The 25,141-nt window shown below is 69.2% G+C and carries 22 protein-coding genes and 1 tRNA gene; 10 read left to right on the plus strand and 13 right to left on the minus strand.

Annotated features, from left to right (window positions below; genetic code table 11):
* Nucleotides 1–33: 33 nt before the first annotated feature.
* Genes phoB through IDM46_RS09390 form a run of 4 tightly spaced genes read left to right on the plus strand, consistent with a single transcriptional unit; the run spans nt 34 to nt 5,775 of the window.
* On the plus strand, nt 34–723 hold the full coding sequence (gene phoB / locus IDM46_RS09375) for a phosphate regulon transcriptional regulator PhoB (RefSeq protein ID WP_182820435.1): 690 nt from the start codon (nt 34–36) through the stop codon (nt 721–723).
* A 9-nt stretch (nt 724–732) separates the two neighbouring features.
* Nucleotides 733–2,085, plus strand: a complete 1,353-nt coding sequence (phoR, locus tag IDM46_RS09380) for a phosphate regulon sensor histidine kinase PhoR (protein ID WP_185115548.1) — start codon at nt 733–735, stop codon at nt 2,083–2,085.
* Nucleotides 2,069–4,240, plus strand: coding sequence for a polyphosphate kinase 1 (ppk1, locus tag IDM46_RS09385; RefSeq protein ID WP_185115549.1), 2,172 nt, complete (start codon nt 2,069–2,071; stop codon nt 4,238–4,240). Before phoR ends, ppk1 begins: the two co-directional genes overlap by 17 nt.
* The gene (locus IDM46_RS09390) at nt 4,240–5,775 is read left to right on the plus strand and encodes a Ppx/GppA phosphatase family protein (protein ID WP_182820432.1); all 1,536 of its coding nucleotides are present in this window, start codon (nt 4,240–4,242) and stop codon (nt 5,773–5,775) included. The genes ppk1 and IDM46_RS09390 overlap by 1 nt, the downstream gene beginning before the upstream one ends.
* Nucleotides 5,776–5,814: 39 nt before the next feature.
* On the opposite strand, the gene IDM46_RS09395 is transcribed toward IDM46_RS09390, so the two are convergent.
* Entirely contained in the window at nt 5,815–6,453 is a 639-nt protein-coding gene (locus IDM46_RS09395; protein WP_182820431.1) for a hypothetical protein, read from the minus strand.
* Between the two features lie 159 nt (nt 6,454–6,612).
* Here IDM46_RS09395 and IDM46_RS09400 point away from each other — a divergent pair, with 159 nt between their 5' ends.
* The 5 genes from IDM46_RS09400 (at nt 6,613) to dxs (ending at nt 12,991) form a co-directional block, all read left to right on the plus strand.
* Nucleotides 6,613–7,089: an LEA type 2 family protein gene (locus IDM46_RS09400; protein ID WP_185115550.1), complete on the plus strand. Its 477-nt coding sequence runs from the start codon at nt 6,613–6,615 to the stop codon at nt 7,087–7,089.
* A 54-nt stretch (nt 7,090–7,143) separates the two neighbouring features.
* Nucleotides 7,144–8,934, plus strand: a complete 1,791-nt coding sequence (locus IDM46_RS09405) for an acyl-CoA dehydrogenase C-terminal domain-containing protein (protein ID WP_182820429.1) — start codon at nt 7,144–7,146, stop codon at nt 8,932–8,934.
* A gap of 81 nt (nt 8,935–9,015) precedes the next feature.
* On the plus strand, nt 9,016–9,672 hold the full coding sequence (locus tag IDM46_RS09410) for an HNH endonuclease (RefSeq protein WP_182820428.1): 657 nt from the start codon (nt 9,016–9,018) through the stop codon (nt 9,670–9,672).
* Nucleotides 9,673–9,831: 159 nt separating this feature from the next.
* Entirely contained in the window at nt 9,832–11,010 is a 1,179-nt protein-coding gene (locus IDM46_RS09415; protein WP_185115551.1) for a hypothetical protein, read from the plus strand.
* A gap of 67 nt (nt 11,011–11,077) precedes the next feature.
* Entirely contained in the window at nt 11,078–12,991 is a 1,914-nt protein-coding gene (dxs, locus tag IDM46_RS09420) for a 1-deoxy-D-xylulose-5-phosphate synthase (RefSeq protein WP_185115552.1), read from the plus strand.
* A gap of 43 nt (nt 12,992–13,034) precedes the next feature.
* Here dxs and IDM46_RS09425 read toward each other — a convergent pair whose 3' ends face one another.
* Entirely contained in the window at nt 13,035–14,069 is a 1,035-nt protein-coding gene (locus IDM46_RS09425; RefSeq protein ID WP_185115553.1) for a TraB/GumN family protein, read from the minus strand.
* Between the two features lie 185 nt (nt 14,070–14,254).
* Here IDM46_RS09425 and IDM46_RS09430 point away from each other — a divergent pair, with 185 nt between their 5' ends.
* The gene (locus tag IDM46_RS09430) at nt 14,255–15,286 is read left to right on the plus strand and encodes a sensor domain-containing diguanylate cyclase (protein ID WP_182820424.1); all 1,032 of its coding nucleotides are present in this window, start codon (nt 14,255–14,257) and stop codon (nt 15,284–15,286) included.
* 68 nt (nt 15,287–15,354) lie between these two features.
* Here IDM46_RS09430 and IDM46_RS09435 read toward each other — a convergent pair.
* The 11 genes from IDM46_RS09435 to IDM46_RS09485 form a co-directional block, all read right to left on the minus strand.
* A tRNA-Pro gene (locus IDM46_RS09435) sits at nt 15,355–15,431 on the minus strand.
* 58 nt (nt 15,432–15,489) lie between these two features.
* The gene (locus tag IDM46_RS09440) at nt 15,490–15,846 is read right to left on the minus strand and encodes a MerR family transcriptional regulator (protein WP_182820423.1); all 357 of its coding nucleotides are present in this window, start codon (nt 15,844–15,846) and stop codon (nt 15,490–15,492) included.
* On the minus strand, nt 15,839–16,141 hold the full coding sequence (gene ihfA, locus IDM46_RS09445) for an integration host factor subunit alpha (RefSeq protein ID WP_182820422.1): 303 nt from the start codon (nt 16,139–16,141) through the stop codon (nt 15,839–15,841). The genes IDM46_RS09440 and ihfA overlap by 8 nt, the downstream gene beginning before the upstream one ends.
* 13 nt (nt 16,142–16,154) lie before the next feature.
* A complete protein-coding gene (gene pheT / locus IDM46_RS09450; RefSeq protein ID WP_185115554.1) occupies nt 16,155–18,530 on the minus strand; it encodes a phenylalanine--tRNA ligase subunit beta in 2,376 nt (791 codons plus the stop codon).
* A gap of 9 nt (nt 18,531–18,539) precedes the next feature.
* The gene (gene pheS, locus IDM46_RS09455; RefSeq protein WP_185115555.1) at nt 18,540–19,535 is read right to left on the minus strand and encodes a phenylalanine--tRNA ligase subunit alpha; all 996 of its coding nucleotides are present in this window, start codon (nt 19,533–19,535) and stop codon (nt 18,540–18,542) included.
* Nucleotides 19,536–19,654: 119 nt separating this feature from the next.
* On the minus strand, nt 19,655–20,014 hold the full coding sequence (rplT, locus tag IDM46_RS09460; protein WP_182820419.1) for a 50S ribosomal protein L20: 360 nt from the start codon (nt 20,012–20,014) through the stop codon (nt 19,655–19,657).
* Between the two features lie 13 nt (nt 20,015–20,027).
* Entirely contained in the window at nt 20,028–20,225 is a 198-nt protein-coding gene (gene rpmI / locus IDM46_RS09465) for a 50S ribosomal protein L35 (RefSeq protein WP_055249161.1), read from the minus strand.
* 258 nt (nt 20,226–20,483) lie between these two features.
* Nucleotides 20,484–21,029, minus strand: a complete 546-nt coding sequence (infC, locus tag IDM46_RS09470; protein WP_185115556.1) for a translation initiation factor IF-3 — start codon at nt 21,027–21,029, stop codon at nt 20,484–20,486.
* Nucleotides 21,030–21,098: 69 nt separating this feature from the next.
* Nucleotides 21,099–23,006 (minus strand): threonine--tRNA ligase, encoded by a 1,908-nt coding sequence (gene thrS / locus IDM46_RS09475; protein WP_185115557.1) that lies wholly within the window; start codon nt 23,004–23,006, stop codon nt 21,099–21,101.
* Between the two features lie 215 nt (nt 23,007–23,221).
* Complete coding sequence (locus IDM46_RS09480; protein ID WP_182820416.1) at nt 23,222–24,361, minus strand: type IV secretion system protein; 1,140 nt, start codon at nt 24,359–24,361, stop codon at nt 23,222–23,224.
* 13 nt (nt 24,362–24,374) lie between these two features.
* Nucleotides 24,375–25,121 carry a hypothetical protein gene (locus IDM46_RS09485; protein ID WP_182820415.1) on the minus strand — a complete coding sequence of 249 codons (747 nt, stop codon included), beginning with the start codon at nt 25,119–25,121 and terminating at the stop codon, nt 24,375–24,377.
* Nucleotides 25,122–25,141: the final 20 nt, after the last annotated feature.

A 25,141-nucleotide genomic window follows, 5' to 3' on the forward strand; every position in this document is an offset into this window, starting at 1 on the left:
TGCTTGCGTCCCCCCTCCGCGAGCCGTGAACGCGTGCAAAAGCGCATCCTCATCGTCGACGACGAGCCGGCCATCCGCGACATGGTTGCCTTCGCGCTCCGCAAGGGCGATTACGACCCGGTCCACGCCGGCGATGCCCGACAGGCCCAGGAAGCGATCGTGGACCGCGTGCCAGACCTGATCCTGCTCGACTGGATGCTGCCCGGCACCAGCGGCATCGAGCTGGCACGGCGCTGGCGGCGCGAGCCGCTGACGCGCGACGTGCCGATCATCATGCTGACCGCGCGCGGCGAGGAGAATGACCGCGTCGGCGGCCTGGAAGCCGGCGTCGACGACTACGTGGTCAAGCCATTCTCCTCGCGTGAACTGCTCGCCCGGATCCGCGCGGTGATGCGCCGCTCGCGCGAGGACGACGAGGACGGCAGCGTCCACGTCGGCGGACTGCGCATCGACGGCGCCGCCCATCGCGTGTTCGCCGGCGCCGAACCGGTCGCGATCGGGCCCACCGAATACCGCCTGCTGCATTTCTTCATGACCCATCCCGACCGGGTGTACTCGCGCTCGCAGCTGCTCGACCATGTCTGGGGCGGCAGCGTCTATGTCGAGGAGCGTACGGTCGACGTGCATATCCGCCGCCTTCGCAAGACGCTGGAACCGGTCAGCCTCGATGCCATGGTGCAGACGGTGCGTGGCGCGGGTTACCGATTCTCCGCCTCCGTCTAGACTGGCGGCATGCCGCCCACCGCAAAATCCGCCTGGCTGCGCACCCTGGCCACCCTGGCCACGGTGCTCGCGGGCGCGCTTGCCCTCGGGTTCGCGGTCGGCAAGCCCTGGCCGGCGCTCGCGCTAACGGCGCTGGCGCTGCTGGCCGGCCATGTGCTGCGCTTGCGCCGCCTGCTGACGCGCGTGGACACCCGCCAGCGCATGCCACCGCCGGGCCACGGCCGCGGCACCTGGAGCGAGGTGGAACGCCTGCTGCACCGTCGACGCCAGGATGCCCGCACGCGTGACCGGCGGCTGGTCGAAATGCTGCGGGCCTACCGTACCGTGGCCGCGGTGCTGCCGGACGCGCTGGTGATCGTGGACCGCAACAGCCAGCGGCTGCTCTGGTCGAACAGCGCCGCGACCACCCTGCTCGGCCTCGATTACCCGCGCGACCAGGGGGCGAGCATCAGCGAACGGCTGCAGCCGCTGCCGATGGCGCGCTGGCTCAGCGCCGGCCGCCATGCGGAGCCGATGTTCGACGTCGCCTCGCCCGTCGATGCCGGCGTGCGCCTCAGCTTGCGCCTGATCCCCTATTCCGACTCGCTGTGGCTGCTGGTCGCGCGCGACGTGGGCAAGATGGTGCGCCTCGAGCAGATGCGTCGCGACTTCGTCGCCAATGTCTCGCACGAACTGCGCACCCCGCTGACCGTGGTGCACGGTTACCTGGACATGTTCGACCCGGAGGACAACCCGGAATGGGCTCCGATGCTGGAGGAAATGCGCAGGCAGTCGCAGCGCATGACCCAGCTGGTCGAGGACCTGCTGACCCTGTCGCGGCTGGAAGCCCAGGAGGCGCTGCCGGACGAGCCCGTGTCGATGGCATCGATGCTGGCCACGCTGCGGCGCGAGGCCGAGGCGCTCAGCAAGGGCCGCCACGTGATCACGGTCGAGGACCATGCCGGTGTCGACCTGGCGGGCTCCACCCGGGAACTGCACAGCGCGTTCTCGAACCTCGTGGCCAACGCCGTGCGCTATACGCCCAGCGGTGGCGCGATCTCGATCGGGTTCATGCGCAACGCGGAGGGTGGCGCGGATCTCGCAGTGCGCGACAGCGGCTACGGCATCCCGGCCGACCACCTTCCGCGACTGACCGAACGCTTCTACCGCGTCTCCACCAGCCGCACGCGCGAGACCGGCGGCACCGGCCTGGGGCTCGCGATCGCCAAGCACGTGCTGCAGCTGCACCAGGCCCGCCTCGGCATCGAGAGCGAGGTCGGGCGCGGCAGCACGTTCACCTGCCACTTCGTCGCCGCGCGCATCGTCGAGCGCGACGACGACGACCACCACGGAGAACAGCGCGCCCATGAGCACGCCCGGTAAGACGCCCAGGCGGCGCGCAAGCGCGCCCCGGTCCAACAAGCTGGCGACCTCGACGCAGGCCCCGGCGCCCGTTGACACGCAGGGCACCCAGGAGCAGTCCGACGCCGACCCGCTGCGCGATCCGGCCCTGTACCTCAACCGCGAGCTGTCGCAGCTGGACTTCAACTTCCGGGTCCTCGCCCAGGCGCAGGACGCGTCCATGCCGTTGCTGGAACGGCTGCGCTTCCTGTGCATCTCGTGCACCAACCTCGACGAGTTCTTCGAGATCCGCGCCGCCACCGTGCGCCATGCGCAGGACTTCGACATGCCGCTTCCGGTCGATGGGCTGGCACCGGCCACCGTGCTCAGGCGCATCCACGAACGCACCGCGGACCTCGTGGACGCGCAATACCAGTGCTGGAACGACGTGCTGCGCCCGGCGCTGGCCGACGCCGGCGTGCGCGTGCTGTCGCGCGACACCTGGAACACGCGCCAGAAGCGCTGGCTGCGCGCGTATTTCCGCGAGGAGATCCTGCCGGTGCTGTCGCCGCTCGGACTCGACCCGTCGCATCCGTTTCCGAAAATCCTCAACAAGTCGCTGAACCTGGTGGTGGTGCTGAAGGGCAAGGATGCATTCGGGCGCAGCGGGCACCTGGCGATCGTGCGCGCACCGCGCTCGCTGCCGCGCATCATCCGCCTGCCCGAACGCGTATCCGGCGGCGAGCACGACTTCGTGTTCCTGTCGGCGATGCTGTCGGAGTTCGTCGACGACCTGTTCCCGGGCATGACGGTGAAAGGGGCGTACCAGTTCCGGGTCACCCGCAACTCGGAGTTGATCGTCGACGAGGACGAGATCGAGAACCTCGCGCTGGCGCTGCGCGACGAGCTGGTCGGCCGCGGCTACCTGCGCGCGATGCGCCTGGAGATCGCCTCCGATTGCCCCAAGCCGATCGTCGAGGGCCTGCTGCGCAACTTCGACCTGCCCGAAAACGCGGTGTACCGCATCAACGGGCCGGTCAACCTCAACCGCGTGATCCAGGTGTACAACGAGGTCGACCGCCCGGAACTGAAATTCCCCGCGTTCCAGCCGCGGCAGCTGTCGGGCGGTGACGCGATGTTCGAGCGCATCGCCGCGGGCGACGTGCTCCTGCACCACCCCTTCGACGCGTTCACGCCGGTACTGGAACTGCTCAAGCAGGCATCCACCGACCCGGGCGTGCTGGCGATCAAGCAGACGCTGTACCGCACCGGCAAGGACTCGGCGATCGTCGAGCACCTGGTGCAGGCGGCGCGCAACGGCAAGGACGTCACGGTGGTGGTCGAGCTGCGGGCGCGCTTCGACGAGGAGGCCAACCTCGGCCTGGCCGACCGCCTGCAGGACGCCGGGGTGCAGGTGGTGTACGGGGTGGTCGGCTACAAGACCCACGCCAAGATGCTGCTGGTGGTACGCCGCGAGGGCAAGCGCATGCGTCGCTACGTGCACATGGGCACCGGCAATTACCACAGCGGCACCGCGCGCGCGTACACCGACATCGGGCTGCTCACCGCCGACCCCGGGATCGGCAGCGACGTGCACCAGATCTTCCAGCAGATTTCCGGGTTGGCGCCGGCGATCCGGCTCAAGCGCCTGCTGCAATCGCCGTTCACCCTGCACGCGGGCGTGATGGCGCGCATCGAGCGCGAGGCCGGCTTCGCGCAGGACGGGCGCGCGGGCCGCATCATCGCCAAGATGAACGCCTTGAACGAGCCGCAGGTGGTGCGTGCGCTGTATGCCGCTTCGCAGGCCGGCGTGCAGATCGACCTGATCGTGCGCGGTGCATGCACCCTGCGCCCGGGAATCCCGGGCGTTTCCGACAACATCCGCGTGCGCTCCATCGTCGGCCGCTTCCTCGAGCACAGCCGCGTGTACTGGTTCGGCAACGACGGCGCGCCGGAAACCTTCTGTGCCAGCGCCGACTGGCTGGAGCGCAACCTGCTGCGCCGCGTTGAAACCTGCTTCCCCATCATCGACCCGGTGATCGCCGAACGCGTGCGCCGGGAAACGCTCGAGAACTACCTTGCCGACAACACCACTGCCTGGGAGCTGCAGGACGATGGCAGCTACCGCCAGCTCGCGCCCGCGGAGGGCGAGCCGCCACATTCCGCGCAGGCGGCACTGATGGCGGGGACCGGATGATGAACGACACGCGCGCATCGGCCACCGCCTCGCAATCGCAGCCGCTGGAGGACGGCGACATGCTGGCGGCCATCGACCTCGGCTCGAACAGCTACCACATGGTCGTTGCGCGCTACACGCTGGGCCAGCTGCGCGTCGTCGACCGCCTGCGCGAGACCGTGCGCATGGCCGAAGGACTCGATGCCAAGGGCGGGCTGGTCACCGAGGTGCGCCAGCGCGCCCTGCAATGCCTGGCGCGTTTCGGCCAGCGCATCCGCGATATCCCCCCGCACCGCGTGCGCGCCATCGCCACCAATACCGTGCGCCGCCTCGCCGCGCCGCAGGCGTTCCTGATGCCTGCCGAGACCGCGCTCGGCCATGCGATCGAGGTCGTGGCCGGCCGCGAGGAGGCGCGCCTGGTCTACCTCGGCGTAGCACACGCGCAGCCGCCCAAGAACGACCAGCGCCGGCTGGTGATCGACGTCGGCGGCGGCTCGACCGAATGCATCATCGGCCGCGGATTCACCACCATCGAACGCGAGAGCGTGCAGGTCGGGTCGATCGCCACCACGCGCCGCTTCTTCTCCAACGGCCGCCTGTCACGGCGCAAATGGCGCGATGCCCTGATCGAGGTCTCCGCCGAATTCCAGCAGTTCGCCAGCGCCTACCGCAGCCTCGGCTGGCACGAAGCGATCGGCACATCGGGCACCAGCAAGGCGATCGGCGAGATCTGCGCCACCATGAAGCTCACCAAGGGCGCGATCACCGCCGAGGCCCTGGCCACCGTGCGCGAGCGGCTGCTGCGCGCAGAGCTCATCGACGACATCGACCTGCCGTCGCTGTCGGCCGACCGTCGCCCGATCATCGCCGGCGGACTGCTCGCACTGGAAGCCGCGTTCGACACGCTCGGGCTGCAGCGCATGATGGTCAGCAAAGCCGCGCTGCGCGAGGGCGTGCTGTACGACATGCTGGGACGCGCCGGCGATGCCGATCCGCGCGAGGCGTCGATCGCGGCACTGGTGCTCCGCTATGGCATCGACCAGGCGCAGGGCGCACGGGTCGCGGCCACGGCCCTGGCGTTGTTCGACCAGGTCGCGGCGGCGTGGTCGCTGTCGCCCGACGACCGGCTGATGCTGGACTGGGCCGCACAGCTGCACGAGCTGGGGCTCTCCATCGCGCACAGCCAGTACCAGGTGCACGGCGCCTACGTGGTCGAGTATTCCGACATCGCCGGCTTCTCGCGCCAGGAGCAGCAGTTCCTGGCGGCGCTGGTGCGCACGCATCGGCGCAAGGTCCCGAAGTCGGCGTTCGAGGCACTTCCCGACCGCCTGTTGCCCGAGGCGCGGCGCCTGGCGATCCTGCTGCGCCTGGCGGTCCTGCTGCACCGCGGCCACGAAGAAGCCCATATCCCGGGCCTGCGCGTGGTCGCCGAAGGCAGCATGCTGTCGCTGGACCTCCCGACGCGCTGGCTCGGCGAGCGTCCGCTGCTGCAGGCCGACCTGGACGGCGAGCCGGGCGAGATCGGCGCCCTCGGCATCGTGTTCCGGATGGGCTGAAGCGTGGCGCGGGAGCCGCGTGCGGCGCTTGCGCGCCGATCAGTCCTTGGCGCGCGCCGAATAGATGCGCACTTCGGTCCTGCCGTCCGGCTTGGGCACGAACACCATCTGCGTCTGCGACAGCACGTCGCCGCCCGCGGCGGTGATGTAGAACAGGCCCCAGTCCTGGGCATCGCCCATGCGGTCGAAGCTGCCGACGATGCGACAGCTGGCCTTCCTGCACGCGATGTCGACGTTGCCCGGCGTCAGCCCGGTCGCAGCCATGGTGTCCCCGGAGATGGTGGCCACCAGCGTGCGTTCGGTGGACGGCCCGGTCGCCGGATCGGCGACGTCCCGCGCGAACTGCGCCTCGAGCTCGCGCAGCTGCCGGTCGCGCGCCGCCGCCGCCTCTTCTGCTGATTGCGTCCGTCCCATCGCGGTCGCCTCATCGCCATCGCGCGCGCCCATGCCCACGCCCAGACCCGGATCCGGTTGCGCCGGACGGCGTCGCAGCCCGTCGGCGCCACCGGTTTCCAGCGCGGCCATGCGCTCGGTCAATTGCGCGATCGCGTCGGCGTCGGGCTTGGCGCGGTCCTTCGGCCCCCACACCAGTGTGGCCACCAGCGCGATCACCGCGAGCGCCGCGATCATCCACGGCAGGCGTTCCCGGAAACCCTTCTTGTTCGGCTCGACGCTCATCGTTGCTCCTGCGGACCAGGGCCGTGGTGGCCGAGGCAAGGCATGCACTTTAAACGCAAGCGAGCCACGGATTCCGCCACCTCACCAGCCCGCCGCGCCTACCATCCGCTACCGTATCGCCCGATGCTATGCTCGGCGCACCCGTCACAGGAGCATGGAATGACGCATCGCGTTCTGCTCGCACTGGCCTTGGCCTGCCTTGTACTCGCGGGCTGCACCAGCGGCCCGGTGCGCCGGGTCTCCGAGCCCGCCGCCAGCATCCAGCAGCTCACCGTGGCCGCCGACGGGAGCTGGTCGGTGGAGCTGAGGCTGCAGAACTACAGCAGCGTCCCGATGCGCTTCGACAGCCTCACCTTGGATGTCCGTATCGGCGACCAGGCCGCAGGCAAGCTCCTCCACCAGCCGGCGTTGACCGTCGGGCCCGAGTCCGCCGACGTCGTCAGCGTCACGATGCGTCCCGACGCGGGCGCACGCATGGTCCTGGCCGACGCACTCGCCTCGCGGCGCGGCGTGGATTACGCGCTGGAAGGCAGCATCGACGCCGCGCCTGCAGATCGCAGCTCATCCCGCAGCTACAGGATCCTCCGCAAGAGCGCGCTGAGCCCGATGCCGGGCCTGCCCGGCGTGCTGCGCTGAGCGCCTGCGACAGGCACGACGCACCCCACCCAGACCAGGACACCGCGCGAACCCATGAGCAATTACCAGGCCCCGATCGACGATGTGCGTTTCGTGCTCAACGACGTGTTCAACGCCCAGGCGTTGTTCGCGCGCCTCGGATTCCACGATGCCAGCGCGGACGTGGTGGATGCCGTGCTCGAGGAAGCCGCGCGGTTCACCGGCAGCGTGCTCGCCCCGCTCAATGCCGTCGGCGACCAGCAGGGCTGCCACCACGACCCCGCGACGGGCGATGTCAGCACGCCGGACGGCTTCAAGGCGGCCTATGCTCAGTTCATCGACGCCGGCTGGCCGGGCCTCACTGCCGACCCGGCGTTCGGTGGACAGGGAATGCCGCACATGCTCGGGCTGTCGGTCAACGAGATGGTCAACGCGGCCAACCTTGCCTGGGGCAACTTCCCGCTGCTGTCGCACGGCGCGGTGATGGCCATCGAGCGCCACGGCGAGGACTGGCAGCGCGACGTGTTCCTGAAGCCGCTGGTCGAAGGCCGCTGGACCGGCACCATGTGCCTGACCGAACCGCACTGTGGCACCGACCTGGGCCTGCTGCGGACGCGGGCCGAGCCTGCCGCGGACGGCACCTACGCGATCCACGGCACCAAGATCTTCATCACCGCCGGCGAGCACGACTTCACCGACAACATCGTGCACCTGGTGCTGGCGCGGTTGCCCGACGCACCGCCCGGGCCCAAAGGCATCTCGCTGTTCGTGGCGCCCAAGCTCAAGGTCGGCCGCGACGGCAGCATCGGCGCACGCAACGCGCTGCGCTGCGGGTCGATCGAGCACAAGATGGGCATCAAGGGCTCGGCCACCTGCGTCATGAATTTCGACGGCGCAGAAGCCTACCTGGTCGGCGAGGCGCACGGCGGCCTCAAGGCCATGTTCACCATGATGAACTCGGCGCGCATCGGGGTGGGCCTGCAGGGGCTGGGACTCTCCGAGCGCGCGTACCAGAACGCACTGCGCTACTCGCGCGAGCGCCTGCAGTCGCGTTCGCTGTCCGGGGCGAAGTTCCCGGACAAGCCCGCCGACCCGATCATTGTCCACCCCGACGTGCGGCGCATGCTGCTCTCCATCAAGTCGCTGGTGGAAGGCAGCCGCATGCTCGCGCTGCAGGCGGCCAGCCTGCTCGACATCGCCTCGCATTCCAGCGATGCCGACGAGCGCGCGCGCGCCGAGACCCTGGTCGGGTTCCTCACGCCGATCTCCAAGGCCTGCCAGACCGAATGGGGCATCGAAAACACCTACAACGCGCTGCAGTGCTTCGGTGGCCACGGCTACATCGTCGAGCACGGCATGGAGCAGCTCGCGCGCGACGCGCGCATCACCACGCTGTATGAGGGCACCACCGGCATCCAGGCGCTGGACCTGATCGGGCGCAAGACGGCGTCCTCGCAGGGCGCCGGCCTGAAGCTCTTCCTGGCCGAGGTGGAGGCGTTCTGCGCCGCCCATGCCGATGATCCGGAACTGGGCGCCGATGTCGCCATCCTGCGTGCCAAGGCCGCGGAGTGGACGGTGCTGACCAGGAACGTGCTGCAGCGCGCGGCCGAGAATCCGGAGGAGCTTGGCGCGGCCAGCCACGACTACCTGTTTTATTCCGGCTACGTGGTGCTGGCCTACTGGTGGCTGCGCGCCGCCGCCGCGGCGCGTGAGTCGTCGCGGAGCCAGGCGTTCAAGGACGCCAAGCGCGAGACCGCGCGCTTCTATTTCGCGCGCATCCTGCCACGCACCCTGGCGCACGCCGAGGCGATGGCTTCGGGCGCCGCATCGCTGATGACGCTCGAGGCCGACGCCTTCGACGCCTGACCTGCGTCTGCCGCCCCGCCGCCGGCCAGCTCCGGCGGCGCTACACAAGCCGTAGTCGAGGGCGTATAAGCTGTTGTTCCCATGGAACCCGACAGAGCGAAACTTCGCCTCGTCCGCGGCATGGGCCCCGCCCCGCCGGCCGCCGTTGGCCTCCCGGCAGGCGCCGGCCGACATGCGCTTGACCGCGTACGCCTGCTGTCCCTGGATGCCCACGGCCGCGCCCTCGACTGGATGAGCTGGCAGGACGCGACCTGCCTCTACGTGCGCGGCGCCGTGGCCTGGACGCTGGGCGATCCCTGCCTCGCGGTGCGCGGCGGCACCTGCCGCGCCACCGGCCTGCGCAGCCTCGTGGAACTCCATCCGATCGTCGCCGCGCGCAGCCAGGCGCGCTCGCGCGCGCTCAACCCGACGCCCGCGCTGACCAACACCGCGCTGTTCGCCCGCGACCAGCACCTGTGCCTGTACTGCGGGCGCGACGTGGCGCATCGCCACCTGACCCGCGACCATGTGCATCCGCTCTCGCAGGGCGGCGAGGACGCCTGGGAGAACGTGGTCACCGCCTGTTTTCCGTGCAATTCGCGCAAGGGCGGGCGCACGCCGCAGCAGGCGTCGATGCCGCTGCTCGCGGTGCCGTACCGGCCGAGCTGGATCGAGCACCTGATCCTCTCCAACCGCAACATCCTCGCCGACCAGATGGCATTCCTGAAGAGCCAGTTGCCGAAGAAACCGCGCCACTGAGCGACATCCGCGCGTGCCGCCACGAACAAGCGCGACCACGGTCACCAAACGCCCGGCGCAGGTGACGCGCAGCAGCCGCAACTGCCGCAGCGCGCGCGTTGACGCAGCTGCCACGCTCCCGGACACTCGCTCATCACTGTTTCCGGAGCATGTTCGCCCATGTCGCTGACCCTCGGCCTGACCGGCATGGACCCGGCTACAGAAACGGCGTTGAAGGCCGCGTTCGACGATGGCAACGCACGCCTCGGCGGCGCGTGGCGCCTGCTCCCGGAAGCCGAAGCCGACCACGTCGTCGTCGACATGGACAGCATGTACGGTCCGATGAGCTGGCTGCGCCTGCATGCCGCCGGACGCCACGTGATCGGGCTGACGTCGGCGGCGCGGAGCCAGACCGAGTTCCGCCTTGGAAGGCCATTTGATGGCGCCCAGGTCGCAGAGCTGCTGGCCGAAGTCGCGCGCAGCGTCGGTGTCGAGCTTGCCGCCACGCCGGCGCCCGGGATCGGAAGCGCCGCCGCGAATGCGGCTCCCGCGGCCGCGGAACAGCACGAAGCGGTTGCACCCGCACCGGTTGCAGCCAACGCCATGTCCGCGGCACTGGATGCAGTGGAAGCCGCCCCACCACCCGTGGCGCCCGCGCCACCCGCAGCGGTGGCAGCGCTGCCGGAACCTCCCATGCAGGCGGTCCCGCCGGATGAGGATTCCGGCGGCACCGTCGAGATGCTGCCGGTCGAAGAGGCCGAGGAGCTGATTGAGGAACCTCCACCCGTGCCCGACGACCTCGCCGCGTGGCTCCGTCCCGGCGCGCTGTCCGGCCGCGTGCGATTCCGCCGCGCGTCGGGTCCGACCCTGTTCATCGATGCGGACAACGACAGGTGGCACGGCCCGACGCCCCTGAATCCGCTCGCCGGCTATTTCGAAGGCGCGCTCGAGGCCTCCGACTTCGCACCGGTCGACGCCGCCACCTGGGCGCGCGAGACCGCCGCTGCGGGCGCGCCGCAGCCGCTGGCTCGCCTGCGCTGGCTCGGTGGCCTGCTCGCCGGCGGCGGCGCCCTGCTGCCCGGGGAAGACCCCGCCGGGCGGTTTGCACTCACCAAGTGGCCGCAGACCGAGCGCGAATATCCGCGCCACTTCCGCATCGCGACCGCGATGATGAAAGGACCCGCAACGGTGGCCGAGATCGCCGAAGCCAGCGGCATCCCCGAGGCCGACGTCGCCGACTTCATCAATGCCAATCTGGCCACGGGCTACGCCGAGGCCGTGGTAGAGGCACCGCCGGTCGTCGAAGAGCCGGTCAAGGCGCGCGCCGGCGGCTTGCTGGGGCGCCTGCGCAACCGCTGAACGGGGGCCAGCCACGCGGCGCCCCGCCGCCACGCGCCGCGGGGCCCTGCCGTCTTACAATGTGCGGATGATCGACTCCACCCGCCATCCGCGCCTTGCGCGCATCGACAACCCGGCCCGCCTGCGCGAATTCGACGAGGCCGAGCTGCCCGCGATCGCCGACGAGCTGCGCGCCTACCTCATTGAATCCGTCGGCAAGAGCGGCGGCCATTTCGGCGCGGGCCTTGGCGTGGTGGAGCTGACCACCGCCCTGCACTATCTTTACGACACCCCGCGCGACCGCATCGTCTGGGACGTCGGCCACCAGGCGTATCCGCACAAGATCCTGACCGGGCGCCGCGACAGCATCCACACGGTCAAGCAGAAGGACGGCGTTGCGCCGTTCCCCAAGCGCGAGGAAAGCGAGTACGACACGTTCGGCGTCGGTCACTCCTCCACCAGCATCTCGGCCGCGCTGGGCATGGCGATCGCCGCCGCGCGCGCCGGTGACGACCGCAAGGTGGTGGCGGTGATCGGCGACGGCGCAATGACCGCCGGCATGGCCTACGAGGCGCTCAACCACGCCGGCGGCATGGACCCCGAGCCCAACCTGCTGGTGGTGCTCAACGACAACCGCATGTCGATCAGCGAGAACGTCGGCGGGCTGACCAAGATGCTGGGCCGCGCCACCGGCAGCCAGACGCTCAACGCGTTGCGCGAGGGCGGCAAGAAGCTGCTCGGCGACAAGCGCGGCGCGCCGGCGAAATTCGTGCGCCGCTGGGAAGAGCACTGGAAGGGCATGTTCGTGCCGTCCACGCTGTTCGAGGAAATGGGCTTCCACTACACCGGCCCGATCGACGGCAATGACATCAAGGCGCTGGTCTCGGCGCTCAAGGTGGTGCGGGGCATGAAGGGCCCGCAGCTGCTGCACGTCATCACCACCAAGGGCAAGGGCTACGAGCGCGCCGAAGGCGACCAGATCGGCTACCACGCCGTCTCGCCGTTCGACCCCGACCAGGGCCTGGTGTCCAAGCCCGGCGCGGTCAAGAAGCCCACCTACACCGACGTCTTCGGCGACTGGCTGTGCGACATGGCCGCGGCCGACGACACGCTGATGGCGATCACCCCGGCGATGCGCGAAGGCTCGGGCCTGGTGCGCTTCAGCAAGGAGTACCCGGCGCGCTATTTCGATGTCGCCATCGCCGAGCAGCACGCGGTCACGCTGGCCGCGGGCATGGCCTGCGAGGGCGCGAAGCCCGTCGTCGCCATCTATTCGACGTTCCTCCAGCGCGGCTACGACCAGCTGGTGCACGACGTCGCCGTCCAGCAGCTCGACGTGCTGTTCGCGATCGACCGCGGCGGCGTGGTCGGCCCCGATGGCGCCACCCACGCCGGCAACCTCGACCTCAGCTACCTGCGCTGCGTGCCGCACATGGTGGTGATGGCGCCGGCCGACGAACGCGAGTGCCGGCAGATGCTGACCACCGGTTTCCGCCACCCGGGCCCGGCCGCGGTGCGCTATCCGCGTGGCAGTGGCACCGGCATCGCCGCCGGCGACGCACTCGAGACGCTGCCGATCGGCAAGGCCGAACTCCGTCGCGCCGGCACGCGCGTCGCGCTGCTGGCGTTTGGCGCTACGGTGCCGGCGGCCGAAGCGGTCGCCACCGAGCTCGGCCTCACCCTGGTCAACATGCGTTTCATCAAGCCGCTCGACCGCGAACTGCTGCTGCAGCTGGCCGCGAGCCACGAGGGCTTTGTCACCATCGAGGACAACGTGGTGATGGGCGGTGCCGGCTCCGCGGTGTCGGAGCTCCTGGCGGCTGAAAACGTGTTGTTGCCGGTCCTGCACCTCGGCCTGCCGGACGCCTTCCAGCACCACGCCAGCCGCGAGGACCTGCTGGCCGAGGCCGGCATCGACGCCGCAGGCATCCGCGCCGCCGTCCTGGCGCGCTGGCCACAGGCCGAGCAGCCCGCGGCGGCGCCGCGCACCGCCGCCGGCTGACGGCCGCCCGCTGACCGCTGAACGCTGAACGCCGAAGCCGGACTCAGGGTGCCTGGATCTCGTAGCCGCGCTCGCGCAGCTGCGCGAGCAGGCCGTCCTCCGCCAGCAGTTGCGACATCGGCAGCGCGGCGAAGCTCACCGGGTTCTCCGCCAGCGCCTTGTCTGCATTCGCCAGCCACGCCTGGTCGGCCCGCGCGCGCAAGTCGTTGAATCCCAGGCGCCGCGCCAGCGCGCTGGCGGTGAGCGCCTCCATGCAGGTCCGGTAATGGTCGTCGTAGGGAAGCGCGCCGAGCGCTTCAAGGTCGCCGTCGGCCCAGGCATTGGCGCGCGCACGCATGTTGTCGAGGTCGGTCTCGATGCGAGCCATGGTGCCCGCGAAACACTCGCGGTCGGCGAGGTCGCTGTCGTTGAGCTCCTTCAACACGGCCTTGGGGTCCTCGAGCGTCAGGGCGACCTTGCTCTCGACCAGTGGCACGCCGGCGTCCCTCGCCGCCCTGCGCACCACCGGCGTGACCACGCCGCCCATGCGCAACCCCGACTTCTTCAGCGCCGCCTCGTACAACTCCTGCGCGGCCACCAGCGGCCGCCGCTTTTCCACGCCGCGGTCGTGGCCCATGTAACGCGCCTTGAGCAACTGCCAGCGCGCGTAGAGGTCGGCGGAGACCACGTCGCGCAGCGGCCGCTTGGCCGGGTTGTTGCGTGCGCGCAGCATCGCCGGCACCAGTGCCAGGCCCCGGAACATCCCGATGTCGGAATTCACCGCGACGTAAGGCGCCTCGATCACCGCCTGCGAGCGCGCGATGACGGCCTCGACGTCGGCCGAATTCCAGTCCATGCGCCGCGGCAGCGGCGACACGGTGCCGAGGATGTGCAGCACGTGGCCTCCCTTCGACACCTTCCACATGCCGGGACCGGGCCGCGTGCCCGACACCACCAGCGCCTCGAGATCGCGGATGGCCGGTCCGGAAGTCGGGGCGGCGGGCTGGGCGCCTGCGAGCTTGCCGACGGCGACCAGGCACAGCACGCCGGCCACGGCCCATGCCTGGCCGCGCCTGCGGACGGATTGCGAAAGAGTCATGCGCGGTCCCTGCCTGTGGATGCGACACCATTCGAGCGCGCCCGGGGACGAAGGTTCCTGTCGGCGCGCCAGCCGGTCGCGCACTATAATCACGATGCGCCGGGCATCGCCCCGGCCCATGGGGGGATGCGTTGCAGGACCCACAGACGGCTCGCCCGGGGCCGACACACGCCACGGGTTTCAACTTGACCCGCGCACGTACGGCGCTGCCGCGTCGCATCTACCCGTACCGCGTCCTCGGCATGGCACTTGGTGCGCTGGCGATTGCGACCGTCCTGGCCGAACTGCAGGCGGGGCCGCTGCTCTGGGCGCTGTGCGCGTTCACCGGCGTGGCCTGGCCACAGCTCGCCCATGTGCTGGCGCGGCGCAGCGCTTCGCCCTTCGTTGCCGAGCAACGCAACCTGGTCATGGATTCCGCGCTCGCGGCGCTGTGGGTACCGCTGCTGCACTTCAACCTGTTGCCGGCCGTGCTGCTGATCGCCCTTCCCGCCGCTGACAAGATCAATACCGATATCCCGGGGCTGTACAGGCGCACCTTGCTGCCGACATGTGCCGCGGTGCTCGCGGGCGGCCTCGCGACCGGGTTCGCGTTTGCGCCCGCGTCCAGCACCGGCGTCGTGCTGGCCTGCCTGCCGATGCTGTTGATCCACACGTTCGCCGTCAGCCACGGGCGCCGGCAACTGGTGAGGAAGGTGCTGCGCAAGAACCAGGAACTCGACCTGCTCAGCCGCACCGACATGCTCACCGGGCTGCGCTCGCGCGACCACTGGGAGCGCGAGGTCGCGCGCACGCTGCACGAGGTGCATGCAGGGGCCGGGCCGGCCGTGCTGGTGATGATCGACGTGGACGGCTTCAAGCAGGCCAACGACCGCTACGGCCACATCGCCGGTGACGCGCTGTTGCGCGAGGTGGCCGCGCTGCTGCTGCGCGCCCTGCGACCCGCAGATGTGGCTGGTCGCTTCGGCGGGGACGAGTTCGCGGTGGTGTGCCCGGCGACCGCGCTGCCCGAGGCGGCCGCGCTCGCCGAGGCGTTCCGTGCCGCGGTCGAGAACATCCGCCTGCCACAGGCGCCGGACCTGGCCCACTCGGTGAGCATCGGCATCGCCGCGGCGCGGCCCAACCATGCGCGCATCGAGGACTGGGTCAACGCCGCCGATGCCGCGTTGTACGAGGCCAAGCGCAACGGTCGAAACCGCATGATGCTCGCGCGCAAGTGAGCGCCACTCCACGAGGTGAATAAAAAACGGCCCGCGAGTGATCGCAGGCCGTTGAAGTCACACAGATTTGGTCGGGGTAGCCGGATTTGAACCGACGACCACTTGTCCCCCAGACAAGTGCGCTACCAGGCTGCGCTATACCCCGGATGGGTGCGGATTATAGCCGGCGCAGCGCCTTCATGCGCGCCCTGCCGGCAGGTTGTTCAACGACGCAGGAGCTGCAGGACGTCCTCGAGCTCCATGCGCACCTGGCGGATGATCTGGCTGCTGAGCGCCGACTCCTGCTTGGCGCCCTCGCCTTCGAGCCGCAGGCGGGCGCCGCCGATGGTATAGCCCTGTTCGTACAGCAGGCCACGGATCTGCCGCACCATCAGCACGTCGTGGCGCTGGTAGTAGCGCCGGTTGCCGCGGCGCTTGACCGGGCTGAGGCTCGGGAATTCGGTCTCCCAGTAGCGCAGCACGTGCGGCTTGACGTCGCACAGCTCGCTGACCTCACCAATGGTGAAGTAGCGCTTGGCCGGGATGGGGGGGAGTTCGCGGTTGCTGCCGGGATCAAGCATGGGTGCCTCCGGCGTACGCTTCCACGCGTTCCTTGAGCTTCTGGCCGGGGCGGAAGGTGACCACCGTGCGCGCGGAGATCGGGATCTCCTCCCCGGTCTTGGGGTTGCGGCCGGGGCGCTGGTTCTTGCGGCGCAGGTCGAAGTTTCCGAAGCCCGACAGCTTGACCTGGCGACCACCCTGCAGGGCCTCGCGCAGGGCGACGAAGAACGCGTCCACGAATTCCTTCGCTTCGCGCTTGTTCAGGCCAACCTCTTCGTACAACCGTTCGGCCATTTCCGCCTTCGTCAACGCCATGCCAACTCCCTGCTCAACCCCTGATCCGCGCTCCGTGCGCCGCCGCCACCGCACTGGTGACCGCACCCACCACCGCATCCACATCGCGGTCGGTCAGCGTGCGTGAATCGTCCTGCAGAATCAAGCCCATCGCGACACTCTTGAATCCCGTTTCTACGCCTTTCCCGGCGTAGACGTCGAACAGGCGCAGACCGCGCAGGACCGGTCCAGCGGCACTCCGGGCAGAGGCTTCAAGATCCGCCCAGGCGACCGCGTCGGCGACGATGAATGCGAGGTCGCGGCGCACGGACGGGAACCTGGACTGCGCGCGGGCGCGCGGTACCGCGCGCGCGCGCAGTGCAGCCAGGTCGAGTTCGAACGCCACCACGGGATGGTCGAGCCCCAGCGCCTGCTGCAGGCGCGGGTGCAGTTCGGCGATCGCACCGACCAGCTGCCCGTCGCGCAGCACGTCCGCGGCCCGGCCTGGATGCGCCCAGGGGGGCGTGGCCGGTCGGAACGCCAGCGCGGTACCGGAGAGCGCCGCGAGGCCTTCCAGATCGCCCTTGAGGTCATGGAAGTCGACCCGGCGCGCGGCGGCGCCCCACTGCTCGCCGGCCGCATCGCCACAGGCCACGGCGGCGATGCGCGGCGTCTCCACCGGCGCTTCACCCGCGACCGCAGCGGTGAACACCTTGCCGAGCTCGAACAGGCGCACGCGCACCTGCTGCCGCGCGACATTGCGCGCCAGCGCGTCCACCAGGCCCGGCAGCAGCCGGGGCCGCATCACGCCGAGCTCGGCGCTGAGCGGGTTGGCCAGCGGCACCAGCGCCTCGTCGGCCTGCCACGTGGCAAGCAGGCCGGCATCGACGAAGGCGTAATTGATGGCTTCCAGGTAGCCACGGGCGGCGAGCGCGCGGCGCAGGTCGTGTTCGGGCAACTCGGTTTCCGACGCCGCCACCAGGCGCATCGCGCCGCCGGGCAGCGTGGTGGGGATGGCGTCGTAGCCGTGGATGCGGGCCACCTCCTCGATAAGGTCCTCTTCGATCGCGAGGTCGAAGCGGCGGGTCGGCGCGGTGACGGTCCAGCCTTCATCACCCACCTCCACGCCCAGGCCCAGCGCACGCAGGATGCGCTCCACATCGGCATCGGCAATGGCGATGCCCAGCACGCGTGCAAGACGCGCACGGCGCAGGGGAATCGTCGTCGGCCGCGGCAGGTGCTGCGCATGGTCCACCGCGACCACCGGGCCGGGCACGCCGCCGGCGATGTCGAGGATCAGCCGCGTGGCGTATTCCATGGCGGTGCGCGGCAGTTCCGGATCGACGCCGCGCTCGAAGCGGTGGCCGGCGTCGGTATGCAGGCCCAGCTTGCGGCCACGGCCAATGATCGCGGCCGGCGCGAAATGTGCGGCCTCGAGGAAGACGTCGCGGGTCGCGTCTGTCACGCGCGTGTCGAAGCCGCCCATCAGCCCCGCCAGGCCGATCGCACGGTCCGCGTCGGTGATCACCAGGAAGCCTGCATCCAGTGCGACATCGCGGCCATCGAGCAGCTTCAGCGCCTCGCCGTCGCGCGCGCGGCGCACGCCGACCGGCCCCTGCAGCAGGCTGCGGTCGTAGGCGTGCATCGGCTGGCCGAGTTCGAGCATCACGTACTGGGTGACATCCACCAGCAACGACAGCGGACGGATGCCGCTGCGGCGCAGGCGCTCGGCCATCCAGGGCGGCGTGGCGCGGCCCGCGTCGACACCACCGATCACCCGGCCGACATAGCGCGGCGCATCGGCGCCGGCATCCAGCGTGACCGCGAGCGTGGCGTTGCCCTGCGCGGGTACGGGGGTGGCGTCGAGCTCGACCACCGTGCTGCCGCAGGCCGCCGCCACGTCGTAGGCGATGCCGCGCACGCTGAAGCAGTCGGCGCGGTTGGGCGTCAGCTTGAGTTCGATGCTGGCGTCGGGCAGGCCCAGGTAGTCCGCCAGCGACGCGCCAACCGGGGCATCCGCAGGCAGTTCGAGCAGGCCCGAGGCATCGGCGTCGATGCCGAGCTCTTTCGCCGAACACAGCATGCCGTTGGAGTCGACGCCACGCAGCTTCGCGGCCGTGATGGTCAGCGTGCCGACCTGGGCACCGATGGTGGCCAGCGGCGCGAGCAGGCCGGGGCGCGCATTCGGCGCGCCACACACGATCTGCAGCAGCGCATCGCCGCCGGCGTCGACCTGGCAGACCTGCAGGCGGTCGGCTTCAGGATGCTTTTCGGCGGACACGATGCGCGCCACCACCACGCCGTCGAGCGCGGCGCCCAGCGGCGTGAGTTCCTCGACCTCCAGGCCGATCGCGGTCAGCGTGGCCGCGAGCTCATCGCGCGAGGCGGTGGTGGAGACGTGCTGGCGCAGCCAGTTCTCGGAAAATTTCATGCGGCGGCCTCAGGCGAACTGGCGCAGGAAGCGCACGTCGTTGTCGAAGAAACTGCGCAGGTCGTCCACGCCGTAGCGCAGCATCGCGAAGCGCTCCACGCCCAAGCCGAACGCGAACCCGGTATAGCGCTCCGGATCAATGCCGACGTTGCGCAGCACGGTGGGGTGGACCATGCCGCAGCCGAGCACTTCCAGCCAGCGCGTGGAGCCATCCGGCTGGGCCCAGGCGATATCGACCTCGGCGGACGGCTCGGTGAACGGGAAATAGCTCGGCCGGAAGCGCATCTCGAAGTCGCGCTCGAAGAACGCGCGCACGAACTCCACCAGCGTGCCCTTCAGGTCGGCAAAGCTCGCGTGTTCGCCGACCAGCAGGCCTTCGCACTGGTGGAACATCGGGGTATGCGTCTGGTCGGAATCGCTGCGGTACACCTTGCCCAGCGCGATCATCCGCAGCGGCGGCGCGTGCTCCTGCATGTAGCGCACCTGCACGCCCGAGGTGTGGGTGCGCAGCAGGCGGCCATCGCCGAAGTAGAACGTGTCGTGCATGGCGCGCGCCGGGTGGTGCGGCGGGAAGTTCAGCGCCTCGAAGTTGTGGAAGTCGTCCTCGATCTCGGGGCCGTCGGCGAGTGCGTAGCCAAGGCGGCCGAAGATCTCGGCGATGCGCTCCATGGTGCGGCTGACCGGGTGCAGGCCACCGCGGTCGCCATCGCGCCCGGGCAGCGTGACATCAATGGATTCGCCGGCCAGGCGCGCGTCGAGCGCGGCGGCTTCAAGCGCGGCCTTGCGCTCGGCCAGTGCCTCGCCGATCGCGTCGCGGGCCCGGTTGATGGTTTCGCCAGCGGCCTTGCGCTGCTCGCCCGGCAGGGTGCCAAGCGTCTTCAGCAGTGCGGTGATGCTGCCGCTCTTGCCGAGCAGCGCGACGCGCAGCGCTTCCACCGCATCCGGTGCCTGCGCGGCGGCGATGTCGGCGAGCGCCTGCTGGCGGATGTGTTCGATATCGGTCATCAGGGCACCTTCGGGGAGCCAAAACGAAACATGGGGAAGGACTTGCGCCCTTCCCCATGCGTGTACCGCGTTGTCCGCCTGGCCACCGCCGCGCGAACGCGCGGTGGCCGGCGACACACTTACGCTGCGAGCGCGCCCTTCGCCTTCTCGGTCAGCGCGGCAAAACCCGCCGCGTCGTGCACGGCGATGTCCGCCAGCACCTTGCGGTCGAGGGTGATGCCGGCCTTCAGGAGGCCGTTCATGAAGCGGCTGTAGCTCATGCCGTTGATGCGGGCCGCCGCGTTGATGCGGACGATCCACAGCGAGCGGAAATTGCGCTTCTTCTGCTTGCGACCGATATAGGCGTACTGCAGGGCCTTGGTGACGGCCTGCTTGGCAACGCGGAACACCTTGCGGCGCGCGTTGTAGTAACCCTTGGCCTGCTTGAGGACCTTCTTGTGACGGCGGCGCGCCTGCACGCCACGCTTTACTCGTGCCATTGTTCAGTCCTCCTCAGAGATACGGCAGCATGCGATCGAGACGACCGCTGTCGCACGCAGGAATGTGGTTCGTCTGACGGAGGTTGCGCTTCCGCTTCGTCGCCTTCTTGGTGAGGATATGGCTACGGTTCGCGTGGCCTGCCTTGTACTTGCCGGACGCGGTCTTCCTGAAGCGCTTGGCCGCGCCCCGGTGCGTCTTGATCTTGGGCATTGCTGGGATCCCTGTTTGGTTTCTGTCACTGGCCCGGGCGGTGGCTTGCGCCACGCTTTCCGTCCTGCCCCTGCCGGTCTTAGGCCCTGGAATCCACTGCGGATCCAGGACGGGTCCATCCGGCACGCCGCCAAAACGGCACACCGAGCCGCGCATTATGCACGGACTCGGGCACCTCGGGCAAATCACCGGGTTCATGCGCCTTCCCGCGTGCCGCAGCGGGAGGGGTGTCGCGTCACGCGCCGATGGCGCGCGGCATCACTTCTTCTTGGGCGCGATCATCATGACCATCTGCCGGCCTTCAAGGCGCGGCCTGGACTCGATGACGATGTCCTCGCCGAGATCGGTCTCGATCCGGCCGGCCATCTCGCGGCCCAGCTCCTGATGGCTCATCTCGCGGCCACGGAAACGGATGTTGACCTTGATCTTGTCGCCTTCCTCGAGGAACCCGCGCATCTTGCGCAGCTTGATCTGGTAGTCGCCCTCGTCGGTCACCGGACGGAACTTGACTTCCTTGATCTCGACCTGGCGGGTCTTCTTCTTGGCTTCGTTCGCCTTCTTCTGCGTCTCGAACTTGAACTTGCCGAAGTCCATGACCTTGCACACAGGCGGATCGGCATTGGGCTGGATCTCGACGAGGTCGAGTCCTTCCTCTTCGGCCATGGCGATGGCCTCGTCGCGCGAAAGCACGCCGATCATCTCGCCGTCCGAACCGATCACGCGCACGCGCGGCACGCGGATTTCGCCGTTCCTTCTATTCTGCTTGTCAGGTGTGCTGATGTTGCAATCTCCGTGGGTGAACACTACCGGGCAGGACCCGGATGCCGGGCCCCATGGCGCCTGCCATCTGGCGGGCGCGAGGCTACATGATACTCAGCAAGGGGCCCGTTCTGCATGCACGCGGGCGATGAAGTCCGAAAGCGGCATGCTGCCCAGGTCCTCCCCCGCCAGGGTGCGCACGGCGACCGCCCGGGTCTCCTTCTCGCGGTCGCCCACCACCAGCAGGTAGGGCACCCGCTGCATCGTGTGCTCGCGGATCTTGTAGCCAACCTTCTCGTTGCGCAGGTCGGATTCGACCCGAAGCCCTTGATTGACAAGGATATTCCGCACTTCTTCGACCCAGTCGGCCTGGGCGTCGGTGATGTTCATCACCACCGCCTGCACCGGGGCCAGCCAGGCCGGGAAGCTGCCGGCGTGGTGCTCGATCAGGATGCCGATGAAGCGCTCCATGGAGCCCACGATGGCGCGGTGCAGCATGACCGGGATCTGTTTCTGGCTGTTTTCGTCGACGTATTCGGCGCCCAGGCGGCCCGGCATCATGAAATCGACCTGCATCGTGCCCAGCTGCCAGGTGCGGCCGATGGCGTCCTTCAGGTGGTACTCGATCTTCGGGCCGTAGAACGCGCCCTCGCCCGGAAGCTCGGTCCACTCCACGCCGGCCGACCGCAGCGCCGAGCGCAGGGCTGTCTCGGCCTTGTCCCAGGTGGCGTCGTCGCCGAGCCGCGAATCCGGGCGCAGGGCGAGCTTCACCTGCACCTCCTCGAAGCCGAAGTCGGCGTAGACCTTCATGGCCTGGGCGTGGAACGCGGTCACCTCGGACTCGATCTGGCCCTCGGTGCAGAACACGTGGCCGTCGTCCTGGGTGAAGCCGCGCACGCGCAGGATGCCGTGCAGCGCGCCCGAGGGCTCGTTGCGGTGGCAGGCGCCGAACTCGCCGTAGCGGATCGGCAGGTCGCGGTAGCTGTGCAGGCCCTGGTTGAACACCTGCACGTGGCCCGGGCAGTTCATGGGCTTCACCGCGTAGGTCCGCTTCTCGGACTCGGTGAAGAACATGTTCTCCTTGTAGTTGTCCCAATGGCCGGACTTCTGCCACAGGCTCACGTCCAGCACCTGCGGGCAGCGCACCTCGCCGTAGCCGCTCGTGCGGTACACGCCGCGCATGTACTGCTCCACCACCTGCCAGATGGCCCAGCCCTTGGGGTGCCAGAACACCAGGCCCGGTGCCTCTTCCTGCAGGTGGAACAGCTCCTGCTGCTTGCCGATGCGGCGGTGGTCGCGCTTCTCGGCTTCCTCGATGCGCTGCACGTAGGCCTTGAGCTGCTTGGCATCGGCCCAGGCGGTGCCGTAGATGCGCTGCAGCTGCTCGTTCTTGGAGTCGCCGCGCCAGTAGGCGCCGGACACACGCGTCAGCTTGAACGCCTTCAGGAAGCGCGTGTTGGGCACGTGCGGGCCGCGGCACATGTCCACGTACTCCTGGTGGTGGTACAGGCCCATCTCGGTGACGTCCGGCCCCATGTCCTTGATGAGGCGCAGCTTGTAGTCCTCGCCGCGCGTCTGGAAGACACCGATGACCTCCTCGCGCGGGGTCATGCGCTTGATGACGTCGTACTCGGTATCGATCAGCTCGCGCATGCGGGCTTCGATCGCGGCCATGTCGTCCGGCGTGAAGGGCTGCGCGCGCCAGACGTCGTAGTAGAACCCGTCCTCGATCACCGGCCCGATCACCATCATGGCGTCCGGGTACAGCTGCTTGACCGCGTGGCCCACCAGGTGCGCGCAGGAGTGGCGGATGATCTCCACGCCCTCGGCATCCTTGGGGGTCAGGATCTGCAGGCTGGCGTCGTGGTCGATGAGGTCGGAGGCGTCGACCTGGCGGCCGTCGACCTTGCCGGCCACGGTGGCCTTGGCCAGGCCGGGGCCGATGGACTGCGCGACCTCCATGACGGAGACGGGGTGGTCGAACTCGCGGCGGCTGCCGTCGGGGAGCGTGATCGTGATCATGTATGGGCTGCTGGCTGGGCGGTCGGCAAGGGCTGCAGGCCGCGGACAAGAAAAAAGCGCCACGCGGGCGCCTTCCGTAATCGGCCGCGGGCGGGAATCAGCGGTGGGCGGTGGTAGTGCTCATGTCGCACGCTCGGCCGGCGTTGCCGCGGGCCACCTTTGCGCCAAGGGTGGAGCGCCCGATTCTAGAACAAATCGTCCGCGGCGGCGCCGGGCTACCCGGAATGTCCGGCGGGGCGGATGACATCGACATCGACCTTCGCGGACCGCTGTCCCGCAAGTCGCATCGCCCCCGCCGGGTCGCTGGCCTCCATCGCGGACGCGGCGCCATGCCCTGCGGCGACCGGGGCATGGGCTGCGGCGACGCCGGGAGGCAGTCCGGACCCGGGTGGCGCGCCCTGCCCCGACCCTGGCGACAGGGCGTTGAGCGCGTTGTAGGCGGAGAACTGCCCGAGCACGCCGTTGAAGAAAACGGCGGCCATCGGCGGCGCGCCGATGATGAGCATGGTCAGGATCAATCCCATGCCGCCCTGCTGCATCGCCATCGCGGTCAGGCTCTCTTGGCTGGCACCCGTGGTCCAGCCTGCAACCCAGAATGCAATGCCAACCGCGATCACCATGTCGAGTGCCAGCGTAACCATCACCGTGAGCAGCGCCAGCGAAAACAGCGTGCCGATGCCGTAGTAGAGCCATTTGGTGAACAGCTGCTGCGTTGCGCGGAACAGCAGGCACAGGATGAAGATGGGCCCGAGTCCGACCACCAGCGCGACGGCCACCTTGTTGAGCAGCAGGGTTGCCGCCGCCATGATCGCAGGGCCGCCGAGGCCGACGCCCGTGAACCACAACGCCCGGTCCTTCCGCTTGTCAGTCAGCAGGTCGTCGCCCGAATCCACCGAGTCGATCGCCGCCAACGCCACCTGCATGATCGCCAGCGTCCGGTCGATATCCGCATAGGGCCCGCCATCACCCTCGCCCGTGATTGTCTCCGCGACAACTTCACTGAGGCCCTGCGTGAGCGTGCGGTAGATCGACCCGGAGCCGGCGGCAGCCCCGGTGGCGATCCCGATGACCAGCACCGCCTTGAGTGCGTCGGTGACCAGCGCCATCATCGGCTCGCGCGACTGACCGGTGGCGATCCGGTAACCATGCACGAGTATCCACAGCGTCAGCAGGCTCAGTGCGGCCGTACCCACCACCCGCAACACGCGACCCAGCAGGTTGCCGGCGAATTCGCTGATCTCGTCGTCAAGGAAGCTGCTGATCTCATGGAAAAAGACCATGTTGGGGAGGGCCGCCTGGCCTTGCATCCAGTCGATCATCCCCATGCCAATCCGCAGCGCGTCATCGATGGCCATGGTCGGGGCGCCTTCAGCGCTCGCGCACGCGTGCGGTACGTAGCGCGAGCTTCAAGGCGACGCCTTGCACGAGCTCATCGGCGCCCGAGCTCCTGAAAGTCTTGTTGGCCGCGCGCACCTGGTCGGCCTGCAGGGTCCGCAAGGTGGCGTCGTATGCGCCGAGCAAGGTCTCTGCGTTCTGCACGTCGTTCTGCAGTTGCCCCTGGATCGCAAGGATGCGGTTTGTATTCGAGGCCAGCTTGCCCTGCTCGTCCGCGCCGATGCCAGCGCGCTCGGCGTACGTGGCCCGCAACTCGCCGTCGCGCGCCTCGACATCCTCGAGCATCGCCACCATCGCATTGAACCTGCGGTTCTCTGTGTTGACGATGGCGCTGCAATACATGTGCTGCTCTACGCCGGCAGGATTGTTGCGGGGCTCAGTGCCACAGCGGTCAGCCAGGCCATCATCCAGGCCACGCTCGGCGAACTGTTCGCGGTGTCCGGGACTGCCGTCGTAGGCTGCCCCCGCCACCAGCGCCTGCTGGTACTGCTTTTCCAGGCTGCTCAGCTGGTCGATCTGGCTCTGGTAGTCCTGCCACATCTGCTGGTACTGCGCGATCCAGCCGAGGATCGTCTTGATCGTGTGTGGCATGTCCACCACCGCGACCTGGGCGTTGGCCGGGCCAGCCACCAGCACCGTCGCAAGCAGCATGCCCGCCGCCACCCGCGAGGGGCTCGCTGCCACCCCGCCTCCACGCCCGCCGACTTCCTTGTCGTCCATGTCCCGCTCCTTGGTTGAGT

Origin of the sequence: Luteimonas sp. MC1825 (assembly GCF_014764385.1) — a bacterium.
Classification (GTDB): domain Bacteria; phylum Pseudomonadota; class Gammaproteobacteria; order Xanthomonadales; family Xanthomonadaceae; genus Luteimonas.

Coding starts and splice junctions, on each gene's coding strand:
- phoR (WP_185115548.1), top strand. CDS start 733: ATGCCGCCCACCGCAAAATCCGCCTGGCTGCGCACCCTGGCCACCCTG.
- ppk1 (WP_185115549.1), top strand. CDS start 2,069: ATGAGCACGCCCGGTAAGACGCCCAGGCGGCGCGCAAGCGCGCCCCGG.
- IDM46_RS09390 (WP_182820432.1), top strand. CDS start 4,240: ATGAACGACACGCGCGCATCGGCCACCGCCTCGCAATCGCAGCCGCTG.
- IDM46_RS09395 (WP_182820431.1), bottom strand. CDS start 6,453: ATGAGCGTCGAGCCGAACAAGAAGGGTTTCCGGGAACGCCTGCCGTGG.
- IDM46_RS09400 (WP_185115550.1), top strand. CDS start 6,613: ATGACGCATCGCGTTCTGCTCGCACTGGCCTTGGCCTGCCTTGTACTC.
- IDM46_RS09405 (WP_182820429.1), top strand. CDS start 7,144: ATGAGCAATTACCAGGCCCCGATCGACGATGTGCGTTTCGTGCTCAAC.
- IDM46_RS09410 (WP_182820428.1), top strand. CDS start 9,016: ATGGAACCCGACAGAGCGAAACTTCGCCTCGTCCGCGGCATGGGCCCC.
- IDM46_RS09415 (WP_185115551.1), top strand. CDS start 9,832: ATGTCGCTGACCCTCGGCCTGACCGGCATGGACCCGGCTACAGAAACG.
- dxs (WP_185115552.1), top strand. CDS start 11,078: ATGATCGACTCCACCCGCCATCCGCGCCTTGCGCGCATCGACAACCCG.
- IDM46_RS09425 (WP_185115553.1), bottom strand. CDS start 14,069: ATGACTCTTTCGCAATCCGTCCGCAGGCGCGGCCAGGCATGGGCCGTG.
- IDM46_RS09440 (WP_182820423.1), bottom strand. CDS start 15,846: ATGCTTGATCCCGGCAGCAACCGCGAACTCCCCCCCATCCCGGCCAAG.
- ihfA (WP_182820422.1), bottom strand. CDS start 16,141: ATGGCGTTGACGAAGGCGGAAATGGCCGAACGGTTGTACGAAGAGGTT.
- pheT (WP_185115554.1), bottom strand. CDS start 18,530: ATGAAATTTTCCGAGAACTGGCTGCGCCAGCACGTCTCCACCACCGCC.
- pheS (WP_185115555.1), bottom strand. CDS start 19,535: ATGACCGATATCGAACACATCCGCCAGCAGGCGCTCGCCGACATCGCC.
- rplT (WP_182820419.1), bottom strand. CDS start 20,014: ATGGCACGAGTAAAGCGTGGCGTGCAGGCGCGCCGCCGTCACAAGAAG.
- rpmI (WP_055249161.1), bottom strand. CDS start 20,225: ATGCCCAAGATCAAGACGCACCGGGGCGCGGCCAAGCGCTTCAGGAAG.
- thrS (WP_185115557.1), bottom strand. CDS start 23,006: ATGATCACGATCACGCTCCCCGACGGCAGCCGCCGCGAGTTCGACCAC.
- IDM46_RS09480 (WP_182820416.1), bottom strand. CDS start 24,361: ATGGCCATCGATGACGCGCTGCGGATTGGCATGGGGATGATCGACTGG.
- IDM46_RS09485 (WP_182820415.1), bottom strand. CDS start 25,121: ATGGACGACAAGGAAGTCGGCGGGCGTGGAGGCGGGGTGGCAGCGAGC.